The organism is Roseburia sp. OF03-24 (assembly GCF_003463035.1).
Taxonomy (GTDB): domain Bacteria; phylum Bacillota; class Clostridia; order Lachnospirales; family Lachnospiraceae; genus Roseburia; species Roseburia rectibacter.
Window position 1 is genome coordinate 36,409 of record NZ_QSCK01000034.1, and the last position, 7,995, is coordinate 44,403.

The following is a 7,995-nucleotide window of genomic DNA, read 5'->3' on the forward strand; positions in this document are numbered from 1 at the left end:
CTGTCTGTCTGTCTGTCTGTCTGTCTGTCTGTCTGTCTGTCTGTCTGTCTGTCTGTCTGTCTGTCTGTCTGTCTGTCTGTCTGTCTGTCTGTCGAGATTATATGTATCAGCCTGCATATATGCAACCCATTTCTGTGTTTTTTTCGTATAAAATTTATTACTTGCAAAATTTTATACATAACCACAGTCCATCTATCTTACTCAAAGGATAACTTATTCCTCGATAAATTACTCGCCATTTCTTGCATTTTTTTATATTTTCGCCATTTTTTGCCTGCTATTAAAACAAATAAAAAGGACGCAGGATTTTACTCCCACGCCCCTAAACTTATCTGGCTTTATCTTCTCTGACTTTTGGCAGCTCCTTCCCCGCCGTTTCCTGCTTTGCCTCCGATGTCTTTCTTGCCTCAAAAGCATCTGCATTATACTTGTACTCCTGTGGTTCAGCTACCATCGGTGAATAGATGATCTCTCTTTCTGTATCCGGTGCTTTCTGTTCCTTATCCTTTGTCTGCTCCATACGCTTTTCCTTATCAAACCGCACATTCATAGCCAGATTATCCAGCTTATCAATCGAAGCATCCAGATGCAGCTCCATTGATACAAGCAATTTTCTCACTGCTTTCATAGGGGCAAGTGCCGCCTTTGTGAGAGGGTGTTTCTGTTCCTTCTGTGAATAATCCATCTCCGGTTTATCTGCAAAGGTACGGAACGCATTGTTTACGGTCTGACCAGCTTCACGGAATCCCTTTGCAAGAAGTGCTGTCCTTGCAATATCCCTGTCTGTAGATACAATCGTATCTTTTACCACTGTTCTGACATTGAGAAGTCTTTTCTTAATTCCTACAAATTCTGTCACCCTGTAAAGTGCCGCCCTGCCCTTTGCCTTTGTTTCATCAACAATATTCTTGGCAGTAGATTTTACCTGTACCTTTATCTCAGATACCTGTGACTTTATCTGCTCACATCTGGCATTGAGTCGCTCCTGTGCTTCTGTTAATGCTTTTTTTGCATTATTGATAAGTGTATCTTCCTGCATTTCTTTGATCTGATTCTGCATATTGGTGAGTTCTTCCGTCATGGAATCAATCTTTTTCTCCAGTACATCCACATAGCTGCATATCTCAAATACATCATTTGCCTGTTCTTTCATAGTATTCTTTTTTAATAAATCGAGAAGTTCTCTTATGATCTCCTCATTAGTAAGTGTCTTTTCTGCTTCCATCTGCTTTTCCTCCTTATAAACGGGGCAGCATATGCCGCCCCTTAGCCTTAATTATCGAAAGGGTGTATCCTTTTTATCCTTGTCGGGATTTCCGTGGTTCTGTTCGGCATTCTCCCTTGCTTTTTCGTTGCTCTTATCCTTTGCTTTCTCATATTCTGCAATAATCTCATTATAGAGCTTCTCCCTGAAATCCTTTGTGACCGGATAGCAGACATCCTGATAAATCGGTTTGCCATTCTCGTCCACCTGCTTTGTCTTATAAGAAGGCATTGACACAAAGATTTTTTCTTTGCCCTGAAGGATATTTATATTATTTACAATGAAACTGTTTTCAAAGTAAATACGGGCAAGTCCCTTGATATTACTGCCTTCCCTTTCATAAGGTGTTACCGTCACGGAAAACTCCGGCATTTCCTGAGTTTTTCCCTGTGTCTGTGTTTCTGCTTTCTCCGGCTCCCTGATTTTTGCATAAGCCCCAAGGATATTAGTATAGAGTTCCTCACGAAACTCTGCCGTGATAGGATTGCATACATCCTTATAAATCACGCTGTTTTTCTCATCACGCTCATTGGAACGGTATCTTGGCATTGATACAAAAAGCTCTCCCTTTTCCTTATTTTCAAGGATTGCGATATTGGTAATCTTGAATGAATCACCAAATACCACGGTCGCAAAACCCTTGATATTGCTGCCATCTCTTGCTCTTACCTCGTTTACCTTAATTGAATACTTCATACGCTGTTCCTCTCTTTCTTATACTTCTGAATTATCATTGTTTTCTGGTATGATAAGCTCACACCAAAGCTGTTCTATCTGTTCACAAGACAATCTGCCATTTAACCAGTTGCCAAGTGTAACAACCACTCCGTCCTGCTCATAGTAGAGCCATTCCTGTGTTTCGATGTTTCCCTCATACACGATAGTCACATCAAAATCAGGCATAAATAATCCTGCCTCCGTATCCCAGATACAGGCAACTCCCTGTCTGAGTGTCAGATTCAGGCTTTCGACATACACAGACCAGCCGCTTACGACAATCTGAAAGTCATCATCAACCTCTGCAATATCGTCCTGAGTGTCGATCAGCTCCTCCATTTCCGATACTGCTTCTTCTATCTCCCCCAGTCGGTATCTCTTATTCATCTGCCGCCTCCTTATATCTGCACCTGACAACAAAACGCATTGTTCCCTGTCCCGGCATTCAGCATTTCACTTCCGGTTTCTTCCATTACCGGGTATCTGATATCTATGCCCGGTATCTCAATAATGCCGATGACACTGCCTTCTTTAAGAATGGCTTCCTCCTCTTTACTAACGGTGGTTTGCTCTTTCTCAACCTCTGACCTTTCATCCTGCTTCTCCTCCAATGTCTGCTCAAATTCATTTATGAGCTGGTTCGTGTTTCTCTCTCCGGTTGTACACCAGAAAAAAGGGACTGCCATAATGGCAATCCCTGCTGTAATCAGTAGTCCTGTGACCACTTTCCTTATGCTCATAGAGTTTCACTCCTATCTTTTCCTGTTTCTGTCCGGCATATAGATTCCCTTATCCTCTGCAACAATGCCCGCATTTTCTATTCTGTCCTCAGACTTTTCTTTGTCCGGTCCGCCAAGATCTGCGTCCATAGCTTTTGCATTCTCAAGGTCAAGCTGGGCATTTAATTCATACTGCCTTGCAAGTTTTTCTTCCAGTTCTGCACTATATGCAAACGGCTTATCATACTCCGCCTTTGAAGCCTCAAGGTCATTCTGGTACTGTTCAATCTTCTTTTCCAGAAAATCAACATTTTCATGAAGTCCGTTGAACAGGTTCTCCAGCTTTACCATACTTCCCACCGGACTTGTGGAAAGTTCTGCCTTGTATTCCGTCTTTCCACGAAGCACCATATAGTTGATACTGAGAAAATTCTTTTCCACCAGAAGCTCAAAGCCGTGGAACTTACCGACTGGAGTGGTTTCGCCTGTCTTACATTTGCTGATTGCTTCAAGCATTACGGTTCCACCATCCACTCGCTCTGTATAAGTTGCATTGCCTATGGTAATGGCAAAGTCAGGGTTATCAATCAATTCCTTATCCCTTGCCTTTATATCCTCCCTGACATTGGCAAGTTTCTCTGTCGCAGTTTTGATGAGTTTTGGATATTTGATCATAAAATTATCCTGCAATCCGTATCTCTGATTATCATACGACGCTTTTAAGAGCTTTAATCTCTGGACATCATTGTCAACCTCCATCTTTTCCCTGATTAAAGGGTTGCCTGTCGCAACCGCCTTAATCTCCGCATAAGAAAGTGTTGCCTCATCAATGTCCTCACAGCTTCGGCTCACTGCCTTGCTTGTCATAACCTGACTGATGAAACGCTGCTTGTTTTCCACAAGTGACCAGTTGTATGCATCAAAGGTTTGTTTTGTAACATATCGGTAGATTGCCACCTCATCGTTTTTATTTCCCTGTCGGATACCTCTGCCTTCCCTCTGTTCAATGGAAGAAGGCTTCCACGGGCAATCGACATGGTGCATTGCAACAAGGTGTGTCTGTACATTAACTCCGGTTCCGCACTTATCTGTCGAACCGATAAGGACTTTTTTCTTACCTGTCCTCATTTCCTTAAAGAGTGCATCCCTCTGTGCGTCTGTTTTTGCATCGTGAATAAATGCTATCTCCTCCGCAGGGATACCATACTTGATAAGTGACTCCTTCAGATAATCATAAATCGTAAAGTCCTTGTCCGGTCCCGGTGTTCCAATATCCGAAAAAATAAGCTGACAGCCTATATGACCATCAGCATTTCCTTTTACATATTCTTTCCAGACATTTTCCGCTACCTTATTGAGCTTTCCGTCCGGGTTGTTCGGTGCGTCCTTATCAATCAGTCTTGCGTCTGTTCCAAGAAGTCTTGCTTCGTGCGTAATCTTTAAGAAGTTGTCAACACTTGGATCAACACCCCCGCCCCTTATCCTTTCTGCCCTTACAACAAATTCTTCCATTACCTGCTTCACATACCAGTCCGGCTCCGACTCCACGATGATAGGCTTGCCGCCACGCAGAGCTGGCACATCAAGGTCAAGCATATCCGCTGTCTGCACATCGGCAACCTCACGGAAGATGTTCATAAGCTCCGGCAGATTGGTAAACTTATTGAACCTGCTCTTGAAACGGAAACCACTGCCCTCAACCGTAAGCTCCAGTGCCGTTGTTACTTCTCCAAAGTTAGCCGCCCACGAGTCGAAATGATGAATTCCCATCTCCTCAAGTGCCGATTTCTGCAAATAAAGCTGCATAACATACATCTCACACATCGTGTTGCTTATCGGTGTTCCGGTAGCAAATACAATGCCCCTGCCATCATTTATCTCTGATAAATACTGGCATTTAAGCTGCATATCCGTTGACTTCTTAGCCCCACTACTGCTGATTCCCGACACATTATTCATCTTTGAAAAAATGGCAAGGTTCTTAAAATTGTGTGCTTCGTCTACCATAATAGAGTCAACACCCAGCTCCTCAAAGGTAATGAGGTCATCTTTCCTGCTCTCATCGGTCAGGGATTTAAGCTGTTCCTCCAGCTTTTTCTTCTGGCTTTCCATCTGCTTTACGGTCCAGCGTTCCCCGTTCCGCTCCTTCATATCATCAATCGCATAGGTGATCTCATTTATCTGTTCATTAAGCATTCGCTCCTTTCTCTCTGCCGAAATTGGAATTTTCTCAAATTGCGAGTGCGACATAATGATGCAGTCATAATCGCCTGTCGCAATCCTTGATACAAACTGCTTTCTCCGGCTCTTTTCAAAATCACGCTCCGTTGCAACCAAGATGTTTGCTGACGGGTAAAGCCTTAAAAACTCTGATGCTGTCTGACCGATAAGCGGCTTTGGAACAACCATGATGGTCTTATTGGCAAGTCCGAGTCTCTTCTGCTCCATGCAGGCAGCCATCATCTCAAAGGACTTTCCGGCACCAACACAGTGTGCCAGCAGGGTATTTCCTCCAAGAAGGATTCTTGCCACTGCATTTTTCTGGTGAGGCTTTAGCTCAATCGCCGGATTCATTCCCGGAAACTGTAAGTGGCTTCCGTCATATTCACGCAGACGGATGTTATTAAATGTCTCGTTATAATATTCCACATACTTCTGTCTTCGCTCCGGCTCTGCAAACAGCCACTCCTTGAACTTCTCCTTGATCATGTTCTGCTTTTCCCTTGCAAGCATTGTCTCATTCTTATTGACTTCGTAATGATATTTGCCATCACCGTCATCAATCCTATCCCTTACTGTTACAGTTTTAAGATTCAGCGTATCCTCAAAAATAGAATAAGCATCCATGCGGCTTGTACCATAAGTCTTAGTAGCTGCCACTGAATGCTTATCCATGCTCTTATTCTCGATGAACCATTCCATGCTCATCTTATTTAAGTGTACCTGAATGCCTGTATTGTAAAACTGGCTTCTGACTTCCCTTGCACGCCTTGGCGTATTGAGAAGTTCATAGATAAACTGCTCATAATCAAGCGGTTCAATCCATGTCGTACCAATCTTTACATCAATATCCGAGGCTTCAATCCATTCCGGCTGCACCTTTTCAAGTGCTGCCACATTTCCTGCAAATCTTTCTGCCTGCGGATTGTCTGTATCCGCTGCCATAGCTTTTGCTACACGAAGCTTGTCTCTCACATTTCCGGATAGATACTCGTCTGCTGTCTCCCAGCCGATATCCAGATTATTCTCGTTGTAGCGGTCGGTATTTAAGAAAACCAGTCCATCCAGTTCTTCCACAAGAACTGCCCTTCTAAGCTCTGCCAAAGCATCGTCACTTAGAGTTATCTCATCAGCTGTCTGCCCGGACTTTTCTGCAAGTTCTTCCTTTACATTAGTAATATCCGGCTCATAGATAGAGAGCATATAGGCAAGATTTACATATCCAAATTCATTGACGGATACATTCAATGCTTCCACAGCAGTCTCAACCCTGTCTATGACAGTCTTTGCCTTAATCGTCTGCTTATAAAACATATCCGCTTTTTTCACCTCCCCGTCTTCATTTACTTCTTCAAGACTGCAAAGAAGTGGGTAATCGCTGTCATCTCTGAAAGCTATTCTGTTTGCTTTTGAAGTAATGGCTCCATACTGCTTTACGAAGGCATCATATTTTACATTAAGAAGTTTCTGCTTATCAGAAAGCTCCTCCTCGCTGCAGCCATCCATCTGGATATCAATCAGATCTCTTGTTATCTGTCTGATTTCATCAAGGCTTCTGATTCGCTCCTCGGCAGTCTGTGATACTTCTTTTCTTACCATCTCGGAATTTTCCCTGTAATAGAGTTTTCCTTCAAAAAATGTGTAAGTGTAGTTTCTCACATCCGGATCAGCCGGGATAACTTCCTCCGTCTGCTCCGCCTCATCTGCCACTCTCTCAAAATCTGTCATCTGGGCTTTGATATTACCGATAGCTTTGTTTAATGCTTCATAAATATTGAAGTTCTCATCATCATTCACGCAGACTGTGTATCTGCTGTCCTGTCCGTAAATCCTTGTGTCATATTCCATAGATCCAAGCATCATCTCCGGATGCTCTGCAAAATAAGAGTTGACTGCAATGCCATTCTCAGTTACACCAAGGTGTACCCAGTCAGGTTCAATATCAATCTTTCTCTCCCTCTTCTGCAAAAACAGGATATCTGCTGTCACTTCGGTTCCTGCATTATCTTTAAATGCAGTATTCGGAAGTCTTATCGCTCCCACAAGCTCTGCTCTTTCAGCCAGATACTTTCGGATAGTAGGATTTGCCTTATCAAGTGTTCCCTTTGTGGTAATCACCGCAACCATGCCTCCCGGTCTTACCTGATCAAGTGCTTTTGCCAGAAAATAATCGTGGATACGGAAGTTATACTTGTTGTACTTCGGATCAAAAACCTTATAATCACCAAATGGCACATTTCCGACAACTACATCAAAGAAGTTATCCGGATATGTGGTATTCTCAAATCCTGTGATACTGATATTGGCATTCTGATAAAGCTGCTTTGCAATTCTTCCCGAAATGCTGTCAAGCTCCACCCCATACAGCTTACTTCTCTGCATAGGTGCCGGCATACTCCCAAAGAAGTTACCGATACCCATAGATGGTTCTAATACATTGCCGCCTCTGAAACCAAACTGGACAAGTGCCGAGTTCATGCACATGGCAATCTCCGGTGAAGTATAAAAGGCATTGTTTACTGTTGCCCTAGCTGCAGCATACTCTTCATCCGATAACATCTCTTTGAGTTCTTTGTACTCTTTGCTCCAGCCTGCGTTTTCCTCGTCAAATGCCTGTGACAGTCCGCCCCATCCGACAAACTTCGACAAGGTTTTCTGTTCCTCCGGTGTTGCAAGCCTGTTTTCTGATTCAATCTGCTTTAAAGTACGAATTGCATCCATATTCCACTGATATCTGGTCTTGGCACCGCCTTTTTCCATTTCCCAGAGATTGTAATGGAAGTTGTGCTTCGTCTGCCCGGCAACATTCTTCTCATTTTCAAGACTTTCTACTTGCTGTACTGGTTCCTGCTTTGGTGTAAAATCTACAGTTTCCTGTGATTCTGTATCAGCCTGAATATCATCCACAGATACTGATACCACATCATCTGAAACTACATGTCCATTCTCATCAATCTTGGTTTCCCATCCATTCGCTATTGCTCTTTCCCTGGTTTCAAGACGATTAGCTTTTACACTATCCTCGATGTCAAAGAATCTCTTATAGACCGGATTCATCTTATCCCTGTCAGCCTT

General features: G+C 43.2%; 5 protein-coding genes. All 5 read right to left on the reverse strand.

Going from position 1 to position 7,995, the window contains the following annotated elements; all coding sequences use genetic code 11:
• Positions 1-328: 328 nt before the first annotated feature.
• A complete protein-coding gene (locus DXA60_RS15600; protein WP_117922246.1) occupies positions 329-1,225 on the reverse strand; it encodes a DUF6674 family protein in 897 nt (298 codons plus the stop codon).
• A gap of 51 nt (positions 1,226-1,276) precedes the next feature.
• The gene (locus DXA60_RS15605; RefSeq protein WP_117922247.1) at positions 1,277-1,960 is read right to left on the reverse strand and encodes a SpoVG family protein; all 684 of its coding nucleotides are present in this window, start codon (positions 1,958-1,960) and stop codon (positions 1,277-1,279) included.
• An 18-nt stretch (positions 1,961-1,978) separates the two neighbouring features.
• Positions 1,979-2,368, reverse strand: a complete 390-nt coding sequence (locus DXA60_RS15610) for a hypothetical protein (protein ID WP_117922248.1) — start codon at positions 2,366-2,368, stop codon at positions 1,979-1,981.
• An 11-nt stretch (positions 2,369-2,379) separates the two neighbouring features.
• On the reverse strand, positions 2,380-2,721 hold the full coding sequence (locus DXA60_RS15615; RefSeq protein ID WP_117922249.1) for a sortase: 342 nt from the start codon (positions 2,719-2,721) through the stop codon (positions 2,380-2,382).
• A gap of 12 nt (positions 2,722-2,733) precedes the next feature.
• The coding region (locus DXA60_RS15620) for a helicase-related protein (RefSeq protein WP_117922252.1) at positions 2,734-7,995 on the reverse strand (5,262 nt) is incomplete at its 5' end.